This is a genomic window from Sanguibacter biliveldensis (genome assembly GCF_033798665.1).
Lineage (GTDB): Bacteria > Actinomycetota > Actinomycetes > Actinomycetales > Cellulomonadaceae > Sanguibacter > Sanguibacter inulinus.
In genome coordinates, this window is the sequence record NZ_CP138359.1 from 3,532,449 (window position 1) to 3,551,995 (window position 19,547).

Consider the following 19,547-nt stretch of genomic DNA (forward strand, 5'->3'; position numbering starts at 1 on the left):
GCACCACCCGCGACGCGCCGCCCCTGGCGCCGACGGACCAGCACGCCAGACGGCGGCCGACCCACGGGTCGGCCGCCGTCTGGCATACCGCTCCGTGCCCGGTTCAGGGGTCCCAGGAGCGGGCGAGGTCGACGTCTCGAGCGCGCGACGGGTCGGCGAGCAGGATCTCGACGAGGTGCCGGTCCGTCCAGCAGCCGGCCGACTGGGCCAGTCCCTGCGCGGTCGTGGCGAGCGTCGTCCCGGTGCGCACGTGCACGGTCCCGTCGGCGGTCACCCACCAGTCGACGTCCTGACCGTCGACCACCACGTCCGTGTGCTCGAGCCAGCCTCCCGGCAGACCAGGGAGCAGCGCGAGCAGCGGAGCGGGGACCACGCGCTCTGCAGGGTCGTCGGAGGCCTGGACCGACGCTGCCGTCGCGTCAGCCACGGGGACGTCGAGCAGGTCGGCGACCGCCTCGGCGGTCTCGACGTCCCTGGCCGGGACGACCCAGCGCACCTGCGACCACATCGGCTCGACTGCGACGAGGACCTCCTGCGCGTCGACGGTCCGGCACACCCCGCCGCGCACGGCGACGACGACGTCCGGGAGGTCGTCGACCTCTAGGCCTGCGGCCGCAGCAGCACCGAGCCCCGCCCACACGGCACGCGCGACCGGCACGGCGACCGAGACCCCGTCCGCGACCTCTGGCCGGTCGAGCGCGGCGAAGAATCCGTCCCACGTCATGGGGTCAGGGTGCGAGAGCAGCTGCGCGAGGTCTCCCACGGACACGACCCCGCCGAGCGCCGCGAGCAGCGCGGCGTCGATACCGTCTCGACCGTCCAGACCGCCGGGACCATCGGGACTGCCGCGACCGTCCGCCCTGCGTCGGTCTCCGGCTCCCCTCAGGCCGTCCAGGTCGGCCGGCGCACCAGGGAGCAGCGCCAGGAGGTCGGGGTCGCTCGCACCGTCCTCGTCTGGCACGACGAAGGGCGCAGCGAGCACGTCTCGCAGGTACCAGGCCGCGTAGGACAGCGCCGACGGCCCAGACCCTCCGGAGCCACCCACCCGGGTCACGACCGCGCGGCGCACCTCGGGGTCTTGCCGGGCGAGCCTGAGAACCTCTCCCCACGCGTCGTCGTGGACCACGTCGAGATCGAGGAGCACGGAGACCTCGTCGAGGTGCGTCCCTGCCCCGAGCACTGCGCAGAGGTACGCGTCGTAGTCGGCCCAGCCAGGCACGTCGGGGGCGCCCGAGCCGCCGGGCTCGAGACCGTCCTCTGCGTCGCCGGTGTCGAGGTCGACCGTGCGGACCGTGAGCGTGGAGCGCACCCCGCACACGAGGGCCGCCTGTCGGTCGAGCGCCTGCGTGTCGACGACGTCGAGGTCCAGGTGCGACGCCGCCCACGAGCCGGGCCAAGCCAGGTCCCGCGCCGCACTCCACACACCGCCGGAGCCTGGCAGCGGCAGGTCGCCCCACCACGCGGGGACGTCAGCGGGCTCGACGCCGTGCGCGGCCGAGACACCGGCGAGCAGAGCGAGCAGACCCGGGAGCGGACCGAGGTCGTCGCCGCCCGAGAGGTCCGAGCGGCTGCGGTTCCGAGCATCGTCTGGCGCGTCGACGTCTCGGTCGAGCAGCAGCTCGGAGGCGTCGCGCACGGCTGCCTCGACCGACGCGAGGGTCAAGACCGACGGGTCGTCTGCGTCGACGGCGCCGAGCCTGCGCAGCAGGGGGTGGACCGCGTCGGGGTGCACGAGCCTGAGACCTGGGAGGGTCAGCAGACCGTCGACCTCCTCCGCACCCGGCAGCACCAGCCCGCGAGGCCCGCGGGCCGTGGTGCCGTCGGCCAGCGGCACGAAGATCCCGTCGAGCGCCTCGCGCACGGCCCGGTCCGTGTCGACCGACGACGCGAGCGCGTCGTAGAGCGTGCGCCACTGAGCGGGGGTGAGGCCTGAGGGCAGCGCATCGACCACGTCGACCACCGAGAGGACCGGCATGTCGAGGGCGCGAGCCGCCGCGCGTCGCCCAGGTGCCACGTCGACAGCCCCGAGGCCCGTCGGCGCCAAGGCCTCGAGCAGCGCTCCGCTCGCCCCAGGCCCGAGGGCGACGACGTCGCGTGCCCGGCGTCCCCCGAACAGCGGCGCCTCCCGCAGCGCGGCCGTCACCGACTCGCGGACGAGAGCGTCGAGCCGACCTGCCGGCAGACCGGTCGGCACGAGGGAGAGCGGGTCGTCGACCTGGCCGGCGAGGTCGGCCAGGACAGCCCCTGCCTGCTCGGCGACGTAGGTCGCGAGCGGCCCGTCGGCCACGTGCCGACGTGACGGGTCGAGCGGGAAGGTCGCGACGAGCACCGCGGGGACCGTCAGCGGCTCCTCGGTCGGGGTCGGGGCCCTCACCACGTCGGCGGCGGCGTGAGGCCCGCCGAGGCCTGGTCGACCAGCGAGAGACTCAGACGCACTGTCCTCGGCAGATGCAGTCCCGCCAGTCCCGCTAGTCTCGCGCGGGACCGCCCAGACGATGGTCCACGTGGAACGGTCACGCTCTTCGACAGGACGGTCGGCGACGAGGTGCGCGGGGACCACCCCAGACTCCTCGGCCACCCACCACCGCGCCCGGACGTCTGTGAGCACCCTGTCGGCTACGCGCTCTCCCGTGGGAGCCCCGGCAGCCCCGGCACGGCGCACGTGCTGGATCTCGACGGTCGCCAGCCCGGGCAGCGCGAGCAGCAGGGTGTCGTCCACCTGGACCAGCTGGCGGCGCACCTCGTCGACGGCCGTCTCGTCACGCAGGGTGAGCTCGACGACCGTCGTGTAGGCGTCCCGCGAGGAATCGGCACCGGCAGCGGTGGACGGCACCTGCCCGAGGGGGTCGTCACCCTCCGCGAGGACAGCCGACAGTGCTCCGGCGGCGAAGGGCAGCCGCAGCGCAGGCAGAGACCCGCCGCGTGCTGCGACGGTCTCCGCGAGGTCGCCCGCACCGTCCGCGAGCGTGGCCACAGCCGCGAGCGCGTCACGCGTCTGGGCGACGGAGAAGCACACGCCTCCGGCCGCGGTCCGCAGGACGATGTCGTCGGCGACCGCGCGCACCGCGGCGAAGCCGACGCCGAAGCGCCCGACGGTCGTCGACCCGCTGCCCGACTTGGACGAGGCGCGCATCGAGGCGAGGGAGACGACACCGTGCCTGTCGAGGGCGTCGCCGGTGTTGGCGGCCACGAGCGTCGCACCGCCCGGGTGCTCGACGAGACGCAGCAGGAGCGTCCCAGGCGCCCCGGACCGGACCGCTGCGTCGGCAGCGTTCTGCGCGAGCTCGACGACCACCCGGTCTCGGTAGTAGCCCGTCGCGTGGTCTTCTTCGGTGTTCGCGTCTTCACGCAGCCGCGTGGGGTTGCGGGCCCACGCGTCGAGGACCGCCGACCGCAGGGCAGCCGTCCCGAAGGGATCGCTGCTCACGGCGTGGTCCTCACGCGGGTTCACGCGTCGGCGACCGACCCCTGGCTCGCGCTGTCCTGGCCCTCGTCGGTGCCGGTCGTGCCGGTCGGACCGGTCACAGTCGAGCCACCCTCGGACGTGTCGTCCTCTGGCGCGTCGTCGTCGGTCGTCCCGGCCGCAGCCGTCTCGACCGAGGTCGTCTCCTGGACCGAGTCGTCGAGCGTCATCTCGGCCTGGCCGGTGACGCCGTCGTGGTCGTCGGCTGACTCAGCCTGAGACTTGGTCTCCACAACCGGCTCGGTCTGAGACGCGGTCTCCACAGCCGGCTCGGCCTGAGACTCTGTCTCCAAGACCGGCTCAGTCTGAGACGCGGCCGCCGAGGCGGTCGCGTCGGCTGCAGCCGCAGGCTGCGCGCCGAGGTCGACGATCTCCACGGTCATCTCGTCGATCACGGGAGCGTCGTCCGGCCAGTCGGTCGGGTGCGGCTCGACGTCGGTCTCGGAGTGCGCACCGCAGCCGTGGTCGAGGGAGACCACGCGGCCGTCGTCCTCGGACCACTCGTTGGCGCAGACGCCGAACACCTGGCCGAGAGACCCCTGCAGCAGCACCAAGAAGCCGCAGGACCCGCAGTCCGAGGCCGCCTGGACCGAGCCCGGCGTGGTCGGCCCGCGAGAACCTGCGTACCAGCGCTGCGCGGCCTCGTCGCGACCCTCGGGCGAGAGCACCCGGGCGCGTGCGAGGGCGAGCTCTTCGATCGCGACGCGGTCTTCTTCCTCGTCGCCGGTCGGCGTGTAGCCGGGCACCAGGCGCGGGTCGTCGGCGCGGAAGGGCAGGACGTCACCGGGGCCGATGTCGCCCGGGCGCAGGCGCTCGGACCACGGGAGCCACTCGGGGGCGAGGATCGCCTCGGCGCCGGGCAGCAGCTCGACCTCGCAGACCGTGACGGTCTTCGAGCGGGGGGCACGGGCGACAGTGACGGTCCAGTGCCACCCGCGGTAGCCGCGCATCGTGCACGCGAAGGTGTGAGACGCCAGGCGGTCGGCGTCCATCGTGGCGGCGAGGTGCTCGCCGACGTCGCCGGGGTGCTCGGCGGCCTCGCGCGCGGCTGAGAGCGCGACGTCGACAGCGTCGACGAGCACCGCGTCGACCTTCGGGCGAGCGGCGCGGGGCCGCTTCGCCGGGGTGGGCAGTGTTGCAGCTGGCATGTGTTCCTAAGCCTCGATGTCGTCGGCGACGGCGCGCAGCACCGTGGCGACCTTCGTCGCCGTCGACTTCTCTGGGTATCGTCCGCGACGCAGGGAGCTGCCGACGGTGTCGAGCAGCGTGATGAGGTCTTCCACGATGACGGCCATGTCGTGGGCGGGCTTGCGCTGCGCCTTCGCGACAGAGGGGACAGGGTCGAGGAACTTCACCGAGAGCGCCTGCGGGCCCTTGCGGCCGTCGGCCACGCCGAACTCGACCTTGGCACCGGGCTTCGGGGCGGTGACTCCCTCGGGGAGTGCGGAGGCGTGCAGGAAGACCTGCTCGCCGTCGTCGCTGGCGATGAAGCCGAAACCGCGTTCGGTGTCGAAGAACTTGACCTTGCCGGTGGGCACGTGAAACCTCGAGGTGCTCGTCGGGACATGACCTCACAGGATACCGGGCAGGCGCCCGACGGTGAGTCCCGATCATTATCCGCGCACAACCCCTCTCCTGCCTAACCGCCACGAGATCCCCCTGGTCTTCACCCGGTCGCGTACGCGCGTCCGGGTACGTTCTCCGTCCCGCCCCGGCCCTCAGACTCCCAGCCGCGGCTGCGCCTTGCCTACACTGACGCGATGTACCTCCAGCACCTGTTCGGCCTCGACGGACGCACGGCCCTCGTCACGGGCGGCAGCTCCGGGATCGGCCGGGCGATCACGCTCGCGCTGGCCGGCGCCGGCGCACACGTCCTGGTCGCCGCGCGCACGGCGTCCGCGATCGACGAGACCGTCGCCGCCGTGCGGGCCGCGGGCGGCTCGGCAGACGGCATCGTCGCCGACCTCTCGACCCGCGCCGGGGCGCACGCCCTCGCCGACGCGGCGACGGACGCCGCGCGGACGGTCGACGTGCTCGTCAGCTCCGCGGGCATCAACCTGCGTCCGCCGATGGCCGAGCTCGACGAGTCGGTCTGGGACGCGACGATGGCCGTCAACCTCGAGGCCCCGTTCCTCCTCGGTCAGCGCCTCGCCCCGGCGATGGCCGAGCGTGGCTACGGCCGGCTGATCCACATCAGCTCGCAGCAGGCGCACCGTGCCTTCGCGACGAGCGGCGCGTACGGGGTGTCCAAGGCGGCGGTCGAGGCCCTGGCCCGGTCGCAGGCCGAGGCCTGGTCACCCCACGGAGTCACCGCGAACGTCCTGGTCCCCGGGTTCGTCCCGACCCCGCTCAACCGTCGGCTGAGCTCCTACCCGGCGGCCGTCGCGGCGCTCGCCGCGCGGACCCTCGTGGGCCGCAACGGCCACCCGGACGACTTCGCCGGGGCGGCAGTCTTCCTCGCCAGCCCGGCGTCGGCCTACGTGACCGGCCAGTCGATCGCCGTGGACGGCGGCTTCTCCGTCCACTGAGATCCCACCCCTCATCTTCCTGCTCCATATCTCCCCGCTCCACTCCTGCTCCTCCCCAGCCACCCCTCGCCCCGCGGGAATCGGTCGAGATCGTGACTTCGGAGCGAGATCGACCCTTCAAGGTCACGATCTCGCTCCAGAGTCACGATCTCGCCGAGCCTCCGACGGAGGTGCGGCAGCCCACGGGGTACGGTCTCCAGCATCTACGCCCTGCGGGGGCTGCTGACAGATCGCGGACGGCGGACCGTCCGTCGGCGCCGCACGGAGGGTCGGCGTCCACAGGATGCCGTGGCGACGGCGGGTGCACAGATGCTCTGTCACCGTGTGCGACTTCTGCTCGGAGATCGTGGGATCTGTGCATGAGACTCGACCTCCTCGCCGCTCGACCGCACCCCGACCAGGGCCAGCACGACCGCCCCACGCCGCTCGTCGTCCCGAGAGTGGTGATCCCGGACGTCGTCCTGGCTCGCGACCTGCCGCGCGGGACGCTCGATGCCGAGGTGAGAGACGGGCGACTCGTCAGGGTTCGTCGCGGCGCCTACGTGTCTCGCGACGAGGTGTCTCCGACAGAGACTCCCGATGGTCGTCGACGCCTGGAGCTCGCCCGGATCGCCGCGGTCGTCGCCCAGACCAGAGCCGCTGGCGTCGTCAGCAACCAGTCAGCGGCGCTCGTCTGGGGACTCCCGACCTGGCACCTGCCGACGACAGTCCATCTCGTCCACCCGGTCCGGAGGTCGAGCCGGAGCGCGAGGGACATCACCTGGCACGAGGCCGGGTCAGGTGGACGCCCGACGCTGCAGCTCTCGGGACTCTGCGTCACGATGCTCGAGCAGACTGTCGTCGACTGCTTCAGTACAGCACCTCCGCTCGACGCTCTGGTCATCACCGACGCTGCGCTGGCACGAGGGGCAGACCGCGGGGAGATCGAACGCCTCCTGACCAGCGTCAGCGGTCGGCGTGGGGCCTCTCGTGGTCGCGAGCTCCTCGACCTGGCGGACGCCGGGGCGCAGTCTCCCTGGGAGAGCGTCTGCCGTGTGGTCCTGCAGGCGGTCGGCCTCCCGGCACCGGAGACACAGGTGCGGGTCGACACGTACCTCGGTCGCTTCTACGCCGACCTGGGCTGGAGGCAGTGGCGGTTCCTCGTCGAGTTCGACGGAGCGACGAAGTACTCCGGGGACGACCGTGCGGCGACCTCCGCCCTGATGGCGGAGAAGCGCCGACAGCACGCTGTAGAGGATGAAGGGTGGCGGGTCGTCCGCGCCACCGCCGCAGACCTCGGACAGTCGTTGCTCCTGGTCCAGCGCCTCCGAAGACTCCTGCCCGAAGCCGCCTTCCGCTCCAGCCGCCCCCGTCCCCACCTCCTGACAGACCTCCACCACAGCGGGCTCTGATTCCCCTCTCTTCACGCACCGCGTCTCGCCCCTTCCCGCCCTGTCCCCTCCGCCCCTCTTCCCTCTCCTTCCCGCCTCTCGACCCTTCCACCGCTCCCCTTCCCGCCCCTTCCCTCGCGCGCAGAGGTCTCCAACGCCCGCGGGCATCCGTCGAGATCGTGACTTCGGAGCGAGATCGATCCTTCGCCGTCACGATCTCGCTCCGAAGTCACGAACTCGCTGGAGGAGGACTAGAGGAGGACGGGAGGAGGACGAGGCTGGCGGAAGGCAGGGCTGGTGAGAGGGGCGGGGGCGGCCGGAGGGGTGGGCTGTGCGGACAGCGTGCAGGGCTGGCGCGTAAAGTCGTGCGGATGGTCACCTTCAGCGACTCGGTGCGGGCGAGAGACGACGCCCGGCTCGTCGCGCTGCTGTCTCGGCGGCCCGACCTCGCGTCCCCCTCCCCCTCGACGCTGCTCTCCCTCGCCGCCCGTGCGATGAGCCGCGCGAGCGTCCACCGCGCCGTGGTGAGCCTGGACGTCGCGCACCTCGAGGTCCTCGAGGCTGTCTACGTGCTCGAGACGATCGGTGACGAGGCGACCGACGAGCGCATCCTCTCAGCAGTCCTCGGCAGCTCGCCCGAGCCGGACGACGCGGATCGCCTCGCCCAGATCCTCGCCGACCTCGACGAGTCGGCGCTGCTCTGGCGCCCGACCCCGACGACGTACCGCACGGCCCCGGGCGTCGACGAGGTGCAGGACACCTTCCCCGCGGGGCTCGGACCGTCGGCAGCCGGTGCCCTGACAGCCTCCGGCAGCAGCTCAGGCACCAGCACCACCTCCGGCCGCAGCACCACCGCAGCCGCCGGCGCGAGCACCAGCGCCACCTCCAGCCCGGGCCCCGCACCGCAGACCGACTGGTCCCTCGCCGTCACCCCGGAGATGCACGAGGCCCTCGCCTCGGCGCCCGCCGGTGCGCGCTCGATCCTCGCGGCCCTCACCTGGGGCCCGCCCGTGGGCCGGATGCCGAGCACGGCCGACGGCCCGACCGCCGCCCCGACCCGCTGGCTGCTCGAGCACGGCTTCGTCCGCAAGGCCGACGCGCACCATGTCCTGCTGCCGCGCGAGGTCGCCCTCGCCCTGCGCGAGGGACGCACTCACCGCGGTCTGAGCACACCTCCCCAGCTGCCACCGGCGACCCTCGACCCCGCGACCGTCGAGGCCGAGTCGGCCCGCGCGGCGCAGGAGATCACGCGCCTCGTCGCCGACCTCGTCGCCCTCTGGCAGGAGACCCCCGCAGCAACGCTGCGCTCGGGGGGTCTCGGAGTCCGCGACCTGCGCCGTCTCGGGCTGCGTCTCGAGGTCGACGAGCGCACGGCGGCCTTCGTGGTCGAGCTCGCCGCCATGGCCGGGCTCGTGGTCGACGACGGCGACGACCCCGCCTCCTACGCCCCGACCCTCGACGCCGACGACTGGCTCGCCGACGACCTCCCCCGCCGCTGGACCACCCTCGTGACGGCCTGGCACTCCTCGGCCCGCACCCCCTGGCTCGTCGGCAGCCGCGACGAGCGGGGCGCGCTGCGCAGCGCGCTCGAGCCCGAGCTCCACAGGGCCTGGGTCCCCAGGCTGCGCAGCGAGGTGCTCGGCGTGCTGCACGCGGCCCCGGGCGCGCCGGTGACCGCCGACCAGATCACCGCCGTCCTGCGGTGGCGTGCCCCACGCGCCGTGCCACCCCACGAGGCCGTCGACGCGCTCCTCGTCGAGTCTGCGCTGCTCGGCGTGACAGGTGCCGGGGCGCTCTCCGCAGCGGGTGCCGTCCTCGCCGGCGTCCCTGTCCTGACCGTCGCCGACGACGCGGCCCGCACCGCACTCGCCTCGGCGATGGGCGCGGCGCTGCCCGAGGCCGTCGACGACCTGCTGCTCCAGGGCGACCAGACGGGTATCGTCCCCGGTCGCCCGTCACCCGCCCTCGAGGCGCTGCTCGCCGACTCTGCCGTGGTGGAGTCGCGCGGGTCCGCGATCACCGTGCGCTTCACCCCCGAGTCGGTCACCCGGGCCCTCGACGCGGGCCGCACGGGCGAAGAGCTGCTCGCCGAGCTCGCCGTGCACTCCCGCTCGGGTGTTCCCCAGCCTCTCGAGTACCTCGTGCGGGACGCCGCCCGGCGGCACGGCCAGCTCCGGCTCGGGGCTGCGTCGGCCTACGTCAGGGTCGAAGACCCCGTGCTCCTCGCCGGGCTGGTCGAGGACCCCCGCCTGCGCGGCCTCGGGCTGTTCCGCATCGCGCCGACGGTCCTCGCCTCGTCGGCCGCACCGTCCCAGCTGCTCGCGGCGCTCCGGGAGCGCGGTCTCGCCCCGGCGATGGAAGGCCCCGACGGCCAGGTGGTGCACGCCGACCGCCGCACCCCTCGTGTCCGTCTCGCCGGTCGGCGTGGTCGACGCCGGGCACCCGGCGTCGACGGCTCGGCACGCGCCGTGGCACCGGACCGTCCGGACCGCCTGCAGGCTCTCGTCGCCGTGCTGCGCCGCGGCGAGGAGCAGGCTCGCGCGGCACAGGCCGCAGGGACCACCCAGCCGAACCCGACAGCACCAGGCGCGGCGTCGGGAGGACGCGCGGCGACCACCTCGGCTCCCGGCCGGACCGCGAGCCCTGGCCGGACCGCTGGCGGTGGCGTCTCCGCAGGTCGCGGTCGCAGCACGGACCGCTCGGCGCCGCCGTCCTCCGCGAGCGCGAGCACCGACCCCTCCTCGGCCCCCGCGGGCCAGCCCGGTGAGGGAACAACAGAACCTGTCGTCGCGTTGGCACTGCTGCGTGAGGCGGCGGCCGACGGTCGTGAGGTGCTCGTCGACATCGTCGGCCCTTCTGGGGACCTGACCCGTCGTCGGCTCCGCCCGACGCGTCTGGACGCCGGTCGCCTGCGGGCTGTCGACGTCGCTCGCGAGTCCGAGCTCACCGTCGCCGTGCACCGCATCGCGAACGTCGAGCCCATCCCCGGCGCACCATGAGCCGTTCCTGACCCTCCGACTCCCCCGCACCTCGCCTCCGGGCGACCGGCGCGGGCACGCACCTCGCTCGACAGACCACCCACCCCAGGGAGAACGCTGCATGCCTGACGGCCCACTCATCGTCCAGAGCGACAAGTCCCTGCTGCTCGAGGTCGACCACCCGCAGTCCGACGCGGCGCGCCGCGCGATCGCGCCCTTCGCCGAGCTCGAGCGCGCCCCGGAGCACGTGCACACCTACCGCCTGACGCCGCTCGGGCTGTGGAACGCGCGCGCCGCGGGTCACGACGCCGAGCAGGTCGTCAACGTCCTGCTGGCCTTCAGCCGGTACGCAGTCCCGCACGCGCTGCTGGTCGACGTCGCCGAGACGATGTCGCGGTACGGGCGGCTCACGCTGTCCAAGCACCCGGTCCACGGGCTGGTGCTCGAGACGACGGACCGCGCCGTGCTCGCCGAGGTGATGAAGTCGAAGCGGACCGCCGGGCTGTTCGGCGACCGCATCGACGACGACACCGTGTCGGTCCACGCCTCGGAGCGCGGCCACCTCAAGCAGGTGCTGCTCAAGCTCGGCTGGCCCGCCGAGGACCTCGCGGGGTACGTCGACGGCGAGAAGCACCCGATCGAGCTCAGCCCGACCGATCCCGGGCACGACGACAAGCCGTGGGAGATGCGCCCCTACCAGCAGCAGGCCGTCGACGGGTTCTGGCACGGCGGCAGCGGTGTCGTGGTGCTGCCCTGCGGCGCGGGCAAGACGATCGTCGGTGCCGGAGCGATGGCCAGGTCCGGCACGACGACGCTCATCCTCGTGACGAACACCGTCTCGGCTCGGCAGTGGCGCGACGAGCTCGTGCGTCGTACGACGCTCACCGAGGACGAGATCGGCGAGTACTCCGGTGCCCGCAAGGAGATCCGCCCCGTCACCATCGCGACGTACCAGGTGCTGACGACCAAGCGGAAGGGTGTGTACACGCACCTCGAGCTGCTCGACGCCCGCGACTGGGGTCTTGTGGTCTACGACGAGGTGCACCTGCTGCCGGCGCCGATCTTCCGCATGACAGCCGACCTCCAGGCCCGCCGTCGGCTCGGTCTGACGGCGACGCTCGTCCGCGAGGACGGCCGCGAGGACGAGGTCTTCTCGCTCATCGGGCCCAAGCGCTACGACGCCCCGTGGAAGGACATCGAGGCTCAGGGCTACATCGCCCCGGCCGACTGCGTCGAGGTGCGGCTCACGCTCCCCGAGCGCGACAGGATGCTCTACGCGACGGCCGAGCCCGAGGACAAGTACAGGCTCGCGGCGTGCGCACCGGGGAAGAACGCGATCGTGGAGAGGCTCGTCAAGCTCCACGAGGGCGACCCGACGCTCGTCATCGGCCAGTACATCGACCAGCTCGAAGAGCTCGGCGAGCACCTCGACGCACCCGTCATCACGGGGGCGACGTCGGTCAAGGAGCGTCAGCGGCTCTTCGACGCCTTCAGGACCGGCGAGATCACCAAGCTCGTGGTGAGCAAGGTCGCGAACTTCTCGATCGACCTGCCCGAGGCCTCGGTCGCCATCCAGGTGTCGGGGTCCTTCGGCTCCCGCCAGGAGGAGGCCCAGCGCCTCGGCCGGGTCATGCGCCCGAAGGCCGACGGACGTACCGCGCACTTCTACGCGGTGGTCGCCCGCGACACCGTCGACCAGGAGTTCGCGGCGCACCGGCAGCGGTTCCTGGCCGAGCAGGGCTACGCCTACAGGATCGTGGACGCCGACGACATCGAGCAGGTCACGGACGAGCGCGCCTGACCTGGCAGGACCGCAGGCTGGCTGGCTGATCGGCCCCAGCACCGCCGGGGCCGTCGACGGGGTCGTCCCGTCGACGGCCCCGTTGCGGTCTTCTCGCAGGTAGCGCAGGATCGCAGGGTGGACCTTGCGCGTGCGTACCCGACTGTCCGGCACCCTGCTGCGCCCATGACCCACCTCGCCAGACCGGCGCTCGAGATCCGTGCCGCCCTCGCAGCGCTGCTCGCGGTCCTGACCCTCGTGCTCCTCGCGCCGTCTGCCCGCGCGGACGAGCCGCTGAACCTGCCGACCGACGTCACCGACACCGCCGGCGTCCTCGACGAGGGTGCCGTCAGCTCGGCCCTCGACGTGCTCCGCGACGACACCGACCAGCAGCTCTTCGTCGCCTACGTCCCCACCTTCGACGGGGCCGACGGCCCGGCGTGGGCCGAGGAGACCTTCGCGCTGTCGGGCATGGGGACGAACGACGTGCTCCTCGCCGTCGCCGTGGACGACCGCCGGTACGCGCTCTACGTCGGTCCGGGCAACCCGCTCACCGACGACCAGCTCGACGCCGTCGAGGTCGCCGTCGAAGACCGTCTCGCGCAGGACGACTGGACAGGCGGGGCCGTCGCCGCCGCCGACACCCTGCGCTCCGAGCTCACCGGGGGGTCAGGTCCGGGCGCGCTCACGGTCCTGCTGGTCGGCGGTCTCGTGGTCATCGCCCTGATCGCCCTCGTGGCCTGGGCCGCCGCGCGTCGTCGCCGCAGCGCGGGCAACCCCGCCGAGGGTGGCCTCTCGACCCTGCCGACCGACGAGCTCGAGCGGCGCGCGAGCACCGCCCTCGTCGCCGTCGACGACGACCTCAAGACCGCCGAGCAAGAGCTCGGCTTCGCCCAGGCCCAGTTCGGCCCCGAGGCGACAGCCTCGTACGAGTCTGCGCTGGCCGCCGCGAAGGGCGCCGTCACCCGCGCCTTCACCCTGCGTCAGCAGCTCGACGACTCGACCCCCGAGACCGAGCCCCAGAAGCGGGTCATGCTCGCCGAAATCATCGGGCTGTGCGACCAGGTCACCGAGTCCCTCGACGCCGAGGGCGCTCAGCTGACCGAGCTGCGCAACCTGCAGGCGACGGTCCCCGAGGTGCTCGCCGAGACGCGCGAGCGGATCGCGACGGCTCGCGCGCGGGTCGAACCGGCCCGCGGGGCCCTCGCCTCCCTGGCCGTCACCTATCCCGCCTCAGCCCTCGCCTCGGTGTCCGCCAACCCTGACCAGGCGGTCCGCCTCCTCGACGCCGCAGCCGACTCGGTGACCGCAGGCGAGACCGCCGTGACGGGCGGCGACAGGGCGACGGCTGTCGGCCACTCCCGCGCGGCGTCGCAGGCCGTCGGTCAGGCCCTCGTGCTCCTCGGCGCCGTGGACTCAGCAGGCGCGGACCTGGCCAGCGCCGGTCCGCGTCTCGACGCAGCCCTCACGTCGATCGCCTCCGACCTCGCCGACGCCGACAGGCTGGGTGCGGGTGACCCAGCCGTCTCGGCAGCGGCCGACCGCGCCCGCAGCATCGTCGCCCAGGCCCAGACCGCGCGGTCCGGCGGCGACCCGCTCGCAGCGATCCGCGACGTCACCGAGGCCGAGGCCGCGCTCGACACGGCGCTCGCACCCCGACGCGAGGCCGACGAGCAGCGGGCCAGGGCTGCGGCTCTGCTCGCGGAGACCCTCGGTCGGGTCGGGTCGCAGATCACCGCGGTCTCCGACTTCATCACCACCCGCAAGGGCGCCGTCGGCCCGGAGGCCCGCACCCGGCTCTCCGAGGCCACCCGGCTCTTCGACGAGGCCCGGGCCCTGGCACCCTCCGACCCCGTGACGGCGCTCGACACCGTCCGTCGCTGCGAGCAGCTCGTGCAGTCGGCGCAGCAGCTGGCGCAGGCCGACGTGCAGTCCTGGGAGAACCGTCAGGGGCCGGGCAGCGGCGGGTCGAACGTCGGGGGCATGATCCTCGGCGGCATCCTCATCGACTCGATCTTGCGTGGCGGCTCCGGCGGCCGCGGAGGCTATGGCGGCGGAGGTGGCTTCGGAGGCGGCGGCTTCGGTGGTGGCTTCGGGGGCGGCGGACGCAGCCGTGGCGGTGGCTTCGGAGGCGGAGGCGGCCGGAGCGGAGGCAGCCGCGGAGGCGGCGGTCGCAGCAGGGGCGGTCGCTTCTAGACGCCCGCAGCGGCGCAGGTCCGCCGCAGACGAGAGCACGTCAGACCACGAGCAGAGCACGGCACGCGCCGTGCGCACCACACGTCCGGGCGGTGCAGCCCACCACCGGGCACGCACCTCACAGAGCACGCACCTCACAAGGCACGCACGAGAGAGAAGGCACGCACATGGCACAGAAGCAGAGCATCTTCGGACGGGTCGCGCAGCTGGCGAAGGCCAACATCAACGCCCTCCTCGACGGCGCGGAGGACCCCCAGAAGATGCTGGACCAGCTGGTCCGCGACTACACGAACAACATCGCGGAGGCCGAGCAGGCCGTCGCCCTGACCATCGGCAACCTGCGGCTCGCCGAGCAGGACTACAACGAGGACGTCGCCGCCGTCCAGGAGTGGGGCAGCAAGGCCGTCGCAGCGTCGCAGCGCGCCGACCAGTACCGTGCGGCGGGCAACACCGCCGACGCGGACAAGTTCGACAACCTCGCCAAGATCGCCCTGCAGAAGCAGATCTCCTCCGAGACCGAGGTCCGTCAGGCCGAGCCGTCGATCACCGCGCAGCGCGAGACCGTCGAGAAGCTCAAGACCGGCCTCACGCAGATGAAGTCCAAGCTGGCCGACCTCAAGTCCCGTCGGGACTCGCTCGTCGCCCGTCAGAAGACGGCCGAGGCCCAGCAGACCGTGCAGGGAGCGCTCAGCTCGATCAACGTGCTCGACCCCACGAGCGAGATCTCGCGCTTCGAGGAGAAGGTCCGCCGCGAGGAGGCGAAGGCCATCGGTCAGGCCGAGGTCGCGGCGTCCTCGCTCGACGCGCAGTTCGAAGAGCTCGAGGCCTCGGGCGCGCAGATCGAGATCGAGGCACGGCTCGCCGCCCTCAAGTCGGGCAGCACCGCCGGCGCCCCGCAGATCAGCAGCACACCGGTCACCCCCTCGATCGAGGGCTGACACCGGCCGCGGGCTGACAGCCACGTCCGAGGGCCGGCACGCACGGCCCGCTGCTCACCGCACAGGTGCGCGAGCAGCGGGCCGTCGTGCTGTCGTGCTGTCGTGCTGTCGGTTCAGACGAGCACGGACTCCGTGCTGGTCGTGAGGACCTGATCGACGAAGGCCCGAGCGAGCTCCGCGCCGTTCGTCTCGGCCCGCTCGGCTGCCTGGGCGAGGCTCTCGAGGGCCTCGGCACGCTCGGCCGGCTCGGCGTCGGCGAGCCACTGCTCGAGCATCGCCGCGTCGGCCTCCGGGTGGAACTGGACCGCGAGGGCCGAACCGAGCCTGAAGGCCTGGAAGGGGTACATGTTCGACGAGGCGAGCCAGACGGCGTCGCGCGGCAGCTCGCTCACGGCGTCGGCATGGTCGGTCGGGTAGACGCTCGCACGGCCACCCACCTCGGCCGCGGCACGGGCCGTCGCGCCGACGACAGCATCGGTGCGCGCCTCGGGACGCCAGAAGATCCTGACCGCTCCGGACTCGCGCCCGGGAGGGGCTGCGACGGTCACCTGGCCGCCGCCGGCGACGGCGAGCAGCTGGGCGCCCAGGCAGACGGCGAGCGTCGGGACGCCCGAGGTCGCGGCGTCGAGCAGGAGCGTGCGCAGACCCGGCAGCCACGGGGTCTGCTCGTCGTCGTAGGCCGTGCCGTCGCCGCCGAGCACCACGAGTCCGGCGCCGAGGTCGGCGAGGGCCGGGAGGGCCTCGCCCGCGTGCGGGCGGACCGTCCTCACGGTGAGTCCCGCCGCGGTCAGGTGCTGCTCGAAGGAGCCGAGCGGGGCGTCGGGGGCGTTCTCGATCACGGTCACGTGTGCTGCAGTCATCAGAATCATCCTCAGGGCTGGTGCACCACCGGGGCGGTGGCAGGAAGAGACGACGGTCAGCAGCGCTGGTGACCGCACTCGCTGGGGGGCGAGTATCTGCCCACGGTACGGCTGCCCGCGGCGCCCTCCCAAACGCCGAGGTCAGATCGTTACCATCTCGCAGCCGATCCCGCACCCGGAAGGTCTGCGACAGGACGTTCGACCGGGCTCGGACGGTCCCGACGCGGGGTCGGCGGGACATGCGCACGCGGGCTCGCGGACCTGCCCGACCCGCGTCCTGACGCCGTCCGCACCTGTGGACGATGCCGCTCGGAGCAGCTCTGCGACCTATAGTCGTCTCATGTCCGGCATCGAAACGCGCAGCGCGCGTCCCACGTACCTGCTCGTCGACGGCGAGAACATCGACGCCACCCTCGGCATGAACGTCCTGGGGCACCGCCCCGCCCCCGAGGAGCGCCCGCGCTGGGACCGCATCTCGGAGTTCGCACTGTCCCTCTGGGGCCAGCCGGTCACCCCCCTGTTCTTCCTCAACGCCTCCTCCGGCCAGATGCCGATGCCCTTCGTGCAGGCGCTGCTCGCGATGGGCTACCGCCCGATCCCGCTGGCCGGCGCGAGCCACGAGAAGGTCGTGGACATGGGTATCCAGCGCACCCTCGAGGCCATCAAGGACGTCGACGGCGACGTCCTGCTCGCCAGCCACGACGGTGACTTCCTGCCGCAGGTCGAGGCCCTCCTCGACGGCGAGCGCCGCGTCGGGCTCATGTGCTTCCGCGAGTTCGTCAACGGCCGCCTCAACGAGCTGAGCGCCCGCGGGCTGCAGTTCTTCGACCTCGAAGAGACCGTCGGCGCCTTCACGACCCCGCTGCCGCGCGTGCGCATCATCCCGATCGAGGAGTTCGACCCGCTCCGCTACATCTGACCCAGGTGCCTCTCAGGCACCTCTCAGCGAACAGTCGCACACTGGTGGCATGACCGAACCCGAAGCACGTCTCGTCGTGGTCGACGACGAGCCGAACATCAGAGAGCTGCTCGCGACCTCGCTGCGCTTCGCAGGCTTCGAGGTCTTCGCGGCCGAGGACGGCATGAGCGCGCTCAAGCTCGTCCGCGACACCGAGCCCGACCTCGTCGTGCTCGACGTGATGCTGCCCGACATGGACGGCTTCACAGTCACGCGTCGCATGCGCGAGAAGGGCCAGCACATGCCCGTGCTGTTCCTCACCGCGCGCGACGACACCCAGGACAAGATCACCGGGCTGACGGTCGGCGGCGACGACTACGTCACCAAGCCCTTCAGCCTCGAAGAGGTCGTGGCGCGCATCCGTGCCGTGCTGCGACGCACCCATGCGACCCCCGTCGACGACGCCGTGCTGCGCTTCGCAGACCTCGAGCTCGACGACGACTCGCACGAGGTGCGCCGCGGCGGCCGCGTGATCGACCTCTCGCCGACAGAGTTCAAGCTGCTGCGCTACCTCATGCTCAACCCGGGCCGGGTGCTGTCCAAGGCGCAGATCTTGGACCACGTGTGGCAGTACGACTGGGGCGGCGACGCGAACATCGTCGAGTCGTACATCTCGTACCTGCGGCGCAAGATCGACAACGCCCCGCTGCCGGACGGCTCGATGCCGGAGCCGCTCATCGCGACCAAGCGCGGCGTCGGCTACCTGCTCCGCCAGCCACCCAAGAGGTAGCGCGTGGCGCAGCACCACGAGCCGCCGGTCCCGCCGCCCCCGCCTGCCGACCAGCAGGCGGGTGGCGGCGCTGCCGTCGACCCCGCGCGCGGCTCCGGTGCCCCGGCCGACGAGACCCCCGCAGCGCCTGCGGGCCTGCAGGGCGAGGGCGAGTACGTCGGACCTGTCACGGCCTTCTGGGCCCGCACCCCGCTGCGCGCCCGGCTGATCGCGATCGTCACCGCGATGCTGCTCGCCGGTCTCGGCATCTCCGTGGCCCTCACCTCGACAGTGCTGTCCCGTTACCTCACCGACCAGCTCGACACGCAGCTCCAGGTGACGGCGAGCCAGGTGGTCCCCCAGGCGGTCTACGCCTACCGCGAGACGGGCCAGGCCTACCTGCCGAACGACTACTACATCCTCGCCTTCTTCCCCGAGCTCGGCAGCCGTCCGCTCGTCAGCGGGACCACGACGGAGAAGTACGGGATCCCGGCGATCACCGCGTACACCTTCGCCCAGGGCAGCATGCCCTCGGGCGTCTTCACCGTGGACGGCGTCCAGGACGGCAGCGGCGGGACGAGCGAGTGGCGCGCCCAGTCCTTCTCGTTCTCCTTCCAGGACGGCAGCCAGATCACCGGCTATGTCGCCCTCCCCCTCGCCCCCGTCCAGCAGACCGTCGCGCAGATCCAGCGCATCCTCGTCGTCACGACGCTCGCGCTCACGGTGCTCGGCGCCACCATCGGCTACGTCGCGATCCGCAGGTCCCTGCGCCCGCTGCACACCATCGAGCGCACAGCAGCGCGCATCGCCGACGGCGACCTCAGCCAACGTGTCCCGCAGGCCCCTGTCACGACGGAGGTCGGCAGCCTCGCGCGGTCGCTCAACACGATGCTCGCGCAGATCGAGCAGTCCTTCGACGCCCAGGAGGCCTCCGAGGCCCGCATGCGCCGCTTCGTCTCGGACGCGAGCCACGAGCTGCGCACCCCGCTCGCGACGGTCCGCGGCTACGGCGAGCTGTACAGGATGGGCGCGCTGACCACCCCTGACGCGATGGACGACACCATGCGGCGGATCGAGGACTCGGCCACCCGCATGGGCACGCTGGTCAACGACCTGCTCGCGCTCGCCCGCCTCGACGAGGGCCGACCGATCCGGTCGGACCCCGTGGACCTCGTGACGCTGGCCCGCGACTCCGTCGACGACCTGCACGCCCTCGACCCGAGCCGGACCGTGCGCCTCACAGCGCTCGACGGCGTCTCACCGCCAGCCCCGGTCACGGTGACCGGCGACGAAGACCGGCTGCGGCAGGTGCTCACCAACCTCATCGGCAACGTCGCCCAGCACACCCCGGCGGGCACAGCAGCCGAGATCGCCGTCGGCCCGGGCGAGGACCCGGAGCAGGTGGTCCTCGAGGTCCGCGACCACGGCCTGGGCATCCCGGCGGACCAGGCCGGCCGGGTCTTCGAACGCTTCTACAGGGCCGACTCCTCGCGCAACCGCTCCTCGGGCGGCTCCGGGCTCGGCATGGCGATCGTCGCGGCGATCGTCGCCGCGCACCGCGGGACCGTCTCGGTCCACGAGACCGCCGGCGGCGGGCTCACCGTCCGTGCCGTGCTGCCGGCCCAGAGCCGCGCCGACGACCTGCAAGAGCCTGGCGCAGCGACCGCCTGAGGGCAGGTGCCAGCCGGGCCGTCAGGCCAGCACCGGTCGGTCCCGGCGCGCCCCGCAGCGCCCCTGACCTGCGCCGGTGCGCCGCCGCGCCAGAAC

General features: G+C 72.9%; 13 protein-coding genes. 9 read left to right on the top strand and 4 right to left on the bottom strand.

Features of this window, described 5'->3' with window-relative positions:
* Nucleotides 1-103: 103 nt before the first annotated feature.
* Genes SANBI_RS15405 through SANBI_RS15415 form a run of 3 tightly spaced genes read right to left on the bottom strand, consistent with a single transcriptional unit; the run spans nucleotide 104 to nucleotide 5,001 of the window.
* The gene (locus tag SANBI_RS15405) at nucleotides 104-3,427 is read right to left on the bottom strand and encodes a sacsin N-terminal ATP-binding-like domain-containing protein (RefSeq protein WP_319156569.1); all 3,324 of its coding nucleotides are present in this window, start codon (nucleotides 3,425-3,427) and stop codon (nucleotides 104-106) included.
* A gap of 20 nt (nucleotides 3,428-3,447) precedes the next feature.
* Entirely contained in the window at nucleotides 3,448-4,611 is a 1,164-nt protein-coding gene (locus SANBI_RS15410) for a DUF3027 domain-containing protein (RefSeq protein ID WP_319156571.1), read from the bottom strand.
* A gap of 6 nt (nucleotides 4,612-4,617) precedes the next feature.
* Complete coding sequence (locus SANBI_RS15415) at nucleotides 4,618-5,001, bottom strand: cold-shock protein (protein ID WP_056128215.1); 384 nt, start codon at nucleotides 4,999-5,001, stop codon at nucleotides 4,618-4,620.
* A 222-nt stretch (nucleotides 5,002-5,223) separates the two neighbouring features.
* Between SANBI_RS15415 and SANBI_RS15420 the strand changes: the two genes are divergently transcribed.
* The 6 genes from SANBI_RS15420 to SANBI_RS15445 all read left to right on the top strand — a co-directional run bounded on the left by SANBI_RS15420 (nucleotide 5,224) and on the right by SANBI_RS15445 (nucleotide 15,253).
* A complete protein-coding gene (locus tag SANBI_RS15420) occupies nucleotides 5,224-5,991 on the top strand; it encodes an SDR family NAD(P)-dependent oxidoreductase (RefSeq protein WP_319156576.1) in 768 nt (255 codons plus the stop codon).
* A gap of 359 nt (nucleotides 5,992-6,350) precedes the next feature.
* Complete coding sequence (locus SANBI_RS15425) at nucleotides 6,351-7,382, top strand: hypothetical protein (protein WP_319156578.1); 1,032 nt, start codon at nucleotides 6,351-6,353, stop codon at nucleotides 7,380-7,382.
* Between the two features lie 350 nt (nucleotides 7,383-7,732).
* Entirely contained in the window at nucleotides 7,733-10,360 is a 2,628-nt protein-coding gene (locus SANBI_RS15430) for a helicase-associated domain-containing protein (RefSeq protein ID WP_319156580.1), read from the top strand.
* A gap of 100 nt (nucleotides 10,361-10,460) precedes the next feature.
* Nucleotides 10,461-12,140 (top strand): DNA repair helicase XPB, encoded by a 1,680-nt coding sequence (locus SANBI_RS15435; protein WP_319156582.1) that lies wholly within the window; start codon nucleotides 10,461-10,463, stop codon nucleotides 12,138-12,140.
* Nucleotides 12,141-12,305: 165 nt separating this feature from the next.
* On the top strand, nucleotides 12,306-14,315 hold the full coding sequence (locus SANBI_RS15440) for a TPM domain-containing protein (protein WP_319156585.1): 2,010 nt from the start codon (nucleotides 12,306-12,308) through the stop codon (nucleotides 14,313-14,315).
* A 167-nt stretch (nucleotides 14,316-14,482) separates the two neighbouring features.
* Entirely contained in the window at nucleotides 14,483-15,253 is a 771-nt protein-coding gene (locus tag SANBI_RS15445; protein WP_056128196.1) for a PspA/IM30 family protein, read from the top strand.
* A 113-nt stretch (nucleotides 15,254-15,366) separates the two neighbouring features.
* Here SANBI_RS15445 and SANBI_RS15450 read toward each other — a convergent pair whose 3' ends face one another.
* Complete coding sequence (locus tag SANBI_RS15450) at nucleotides 15,367-16,113, bottom strand: type 1 glutamine amidotransferase (RefSeq protein ID WP_319156587.1); 747 nt, start codon at nucleotides 16,111-16,113, stop codon at nucleotides 15,367-15,369.
* A gap of 340 nt (nucleotides 16,114-16,453) precedes the next feature.
* Between SANBI_RS15450 and SANBI_RS15455 the strand changes: the two genes are divergently transcribed.
* The 3 genes from SANBI_RS15455 to SANBI_RS15465 are packed head-to-tail and all read left to right on the top strand — an operon-like array spanning nucleotide 16,454 to nucleotide 19,451.
* Entirely contained in the window at nucleotides 16,454-17,032 is a 579-nt protein-coding gene (locus SANBI_RS15455) for an NYN domain-containing protein (RefSeq protein ID WP_056128190.1), read from the top strand.
* 49 nt (nucleotides 17,033-17,081) lie between these two features.
* Nucleotides 17,082-17,801, top strand: coding sequence for a response regulator transcription factor (locus SANBI_RS15460; protein ID WP_056128188.1), 720 nt, complete (start codon nucleotides 17,082-17,084; stop codon nucleotides 17,799-17,801).
* Nucleotides 17,802-17,804: 3 nt separating this feature from the next.
* A complete protein-coding gene (locus SANBI_RS15465) occupies nucleotides 17,805-19,451 on the top strand; it encodes a sensor histidine kinase (RefSeq protein ID WP_319156592.1) in 1,647 nt (548 codons plus the stop codon).
* Nucleotides 19,452-19,547 lie beyond the last annotated feature (96 nt).

What these genes read in the sequence shown, in the direction of transcription:
- SANBI_RS15410 (WP_319156571.1), bottom strand. Translation starts at nt 4,611, where the DNA reads ATGCCAGCTGCAACACTGCCCACCCCGGCGAAGCGGCCCCGCGCCGCT.
- SANBI_RS15420 (WP_319156576.1), top strand. Translation starts at nt 5,224, where the DNA reads ATGTACCTCCAGCACCTGTTCGGCCTCGACGGACGCACGGCCCTCGTC.
- SANBI_RS15425 (WP_319156578.1), top strand. Translation starts at nt 6,351, where the DNA reads ATGAGACTCGACCTCCTCGCCGCTCGACCGCACCCCGACCAGGGCCAG.
- SANBI_RS15430 (WP_319156580.1), top strand. Translation starts at nt 7,733, where the DNA reads ATGGTCACCTTCAGCGACTCGGTGCGGGCGAGAGACGACGCCCGGCTC.
- SANBI_RS15435 (WP_319156582.1), top strand. Translation starts at nt 10,461, where the DNA reads ATGCCTGACGGCCCACTCATCGTCCAGAGCGACAAGTCCCTGCTGCTC.
- SANBI_RS15440 (WP_319156585.1), top strand. Translation starts at nt 12,306, where the DNA reads ATGACCCACCTCGCCAGACCGGCGCTCGAGATCCGTGCCGCCCTCGCA.
- SANBI_RS15445 (WP_056128196.1), top strand. Translation starts at nt 14,483, where the DNA reads ATGGCACAGAAGCAGAGCATCTTCGGACGGGTCGCGCAGCTGGCGAAG.
- SANBI_RS15450 (WP_319156587.1), bottom strand. Translation starts at nt 16,113, where the DNA reads ATGACTGCAGCACACGTGACCGTGATCGAGAACGCCCCCGACGCCCCG.
- SANBI_RS15455 (WP_056128190.1), top strand. Translation starts at nt 16,454, where the DNA reads ATGTCCGGCATCGAAACGCGCAGCGCGCGTCCCACGTACCTGCTCGTC.
- SANBI_RS15460 (WP_056128188.1), top strand. Translation starts at nt 17,082, where the DNA reads ATGACCGAACCCGAAGCACGTCTCGTCGTGGTCGACGACGAGCCGAAC.